This window comes from Pararhizobium sp., assembly GCF_035497515.1.
In the GTDB taxonomy this organism is placed as follows: Bacteria; Pseudomonadota; Alphaproteobacteria; order Rhizobiales; family Rhizobiaceae; genus Pararhizobium.
In genome coordinates, this window is sequence record NZ_DATJDJ010000214.1 from 1 (window position 1) to 2,123 (window position 2,123).

2 protein-coding genes are annotated in these 2,123 nt (G+C 59.5%); both read right to left on the reverse strand.

Annotated features, from left to right (window positions below):
- Positions 1 to 102: 102 nt before the first annotated feature.
- On the reverse strand, positions 103 to 1,341 hold the full coding sequence (locus VL202_RS22620; protein ID WP_325466311.1) for an ABC transporter substrate-binding protein: 1,239 nt from the start codon (positions 1,339 to 1,341) through the stop codon (positions 103 to 105).
- Between the two features lie 374 nt (positions 1,342 to 1,715).
- Positions 1,716 to 2,123, reverse strand: a 408-nt coding sequence (locus VL202_RS22625) for a substrate-binding domain-containing protein (protein WP_325466312.1), incomplete at its 5' end; no start/stop codon positions are given.

A 2,123-nucleotide genomic window follows, 5' to 3' on the forward strand; every position in this document is an offset into this window, starting at 1 on the left:
CACTCCAGCGAATGGAACCCTGTTTCATCGAGACTTTCCGGTGCCTGTCTGGAAAAAAGAGCGGCAGTCGCCTGCCGCCCGAGTTGGCCGTCTGGGAGGTTGTTATTCCTGGAATTCCGCGAGCACGGCCGCATATTTTTCCGCGAACTGCTCGGGTGTTTCGGATGGTGTCGCCCAATATTCCACGACCACGTCGGCCAGCGAATTCAGCATGTCTGCACCCGCGAGCCAGTCCGGCCCGGCCAATTGCTTGCCGGGATCTTTCAGGGCTTCAAGCCCGATCTTGGAGCAGGCATCGAGGCCGGACGTGTCGACATCGTTGCGGACCGGTATGGATCCCTTGAGATTGTTGAATTCCACCTGGACATCTTTGTCCAGCATCACCCTGGCCATCATGTCCTGCGCCCTGGCTCCGCTTTCGGACCTGGTTTCAGGCATGATGAAGACGTTGGAATCCATCAGGAAGTTTTGCTCGCCAAGACCGAGCACACAACCGTAGTCCTTTCCCGCGATCCAACCGGCGGATGTGAATTCGCCTTTCTCCCAGTCACCCATGATATGCATGGCGGCCTTGCCGGTAATCACCATCGAGGCGGCCTCGTTGAAGGAGCGGTTCGGCGAGCCGGGATCCGTATAGCTGCGCAGCTTGGCATATACCTCCGCCACGCGCTTGAATTCGGCCCCCTTGACGGCTTCCGGGTTCTTGTCGCGGAAGACCGACATATACAGGTCCCTGCCGCCGGCGCCGGCGAGAACGCCATTGAAGAGCTGGTGCTGTTGCCAGGCCTGCGCCCCGAAAGCCAGGGGGATGACGCCACCCTGCTGGAACTTGTCGGCGACAGCGAAGAAGTCCTCCCAGGTCTTCGGCTCCTCCACGCCAAACTTCTTAAACAGCGCCTTGTTGTACCACAGCCAGTTGGGGGTCTGCAGGTTGACCGGGACGGCATAGATGTGGCCGTCGCGGCTGACGGCAGCCAGAACGTCTGCAGGAAGAGACGCCTGCCAGCCTTCCGCGGCGGCGACATCGTCGAGGTTGCGCAAGAGGCCCTGATCGGCGAGCTCGCCAAACTGCTTGCCCGCATTCATCATCATCACGGTCGGAGGATTGCCTCCAACGATACGGTTGATGCCGGTCGGCTTCGCGACGTCGCCGTTAACGATGGCGTTATCGACCCACTCACCGCCGGCGGCCGAGAAGGCGTCCGCAAAGACTTTTACGGCCTTCGATTGCGACTGTGTCGTCCACCAATGAAGCACCTCGGCCTTTTCGGCCGCTCCCGCCGGCTGGATGGCGACCATGGCCAACATGCTGGCGCCCAAGAGCGCACGATATCTGCTCATCATCTGAAACTCCTCCCGATTGAAAGCCGTTCGCGGCGCCGTGCCGCGCGCCAGCCTCCGAACAACGATTGCAGACAAGGCTTCCTCCCCCTGTCTGTGTGCGACCATAATCTCCACGCGGTTTTCAAGTCAACAATAAGCGCAACAAAATTGCGGTAATATCAACTTGTTGTTATGTGGGCGCCTCTCACTGACCAAGTCCGAGAGCCCTGCGAATGCTGCGGAATAACAATTCAAATGTGAATTGCAGATATTCCCATAAGAATTGCAGTTGATGCTCTGCTTGTCAAGCGCGCAGGCGCGCCCGCGCACCTGCGCTATTTCCGCCTGCGATCGTGGAGTGAAAAGGTAAGGCGGCCGAATTTCGACTATGGTCAGCTGGTCGCGGCCAGCATCCTCGTGCGCCAATCTGTTGAGCCGGCACGGGCCGTGGATTCCCGTTCGATGATTTCCGACACCAGTGCCAGTCTGACCGGCGGACGCTTGCGTGCGTCGGCGCTGGTCAGCCGTTCGCTGATACAACGAACCATGGCGGCGCCCATTTCGACCTGGGGGGTTCGAACTGTCGTCAGTCGCGGCGAGACATGGAGTGCGGACGCAAAATCGTTGAAGCCGACCACCGAGATTTCTTCCGGCACACGAACGCCGAGGCGCAGCAGTTCGGAAACGACGGTGATTGCGATGCCGTCATGGGCGCAGAACAGCGCGGTCGGAGATTTTCCCGATCGTAGATAGGTCAGAAAGGTGCCACGGAAGCCTGCCGATTCGTCAAACACGATGTC

Bases quoted from the DNA above. Each gene is read 5' to 3' on its own strand.
- VL202_RS22620 (WP_325466311.1), bottom strand. From the start codon at position 1,341: ATGAGCAGATATCGTGCGCTCTTGGGCGCCAGCATGTTGGCCATGGTC.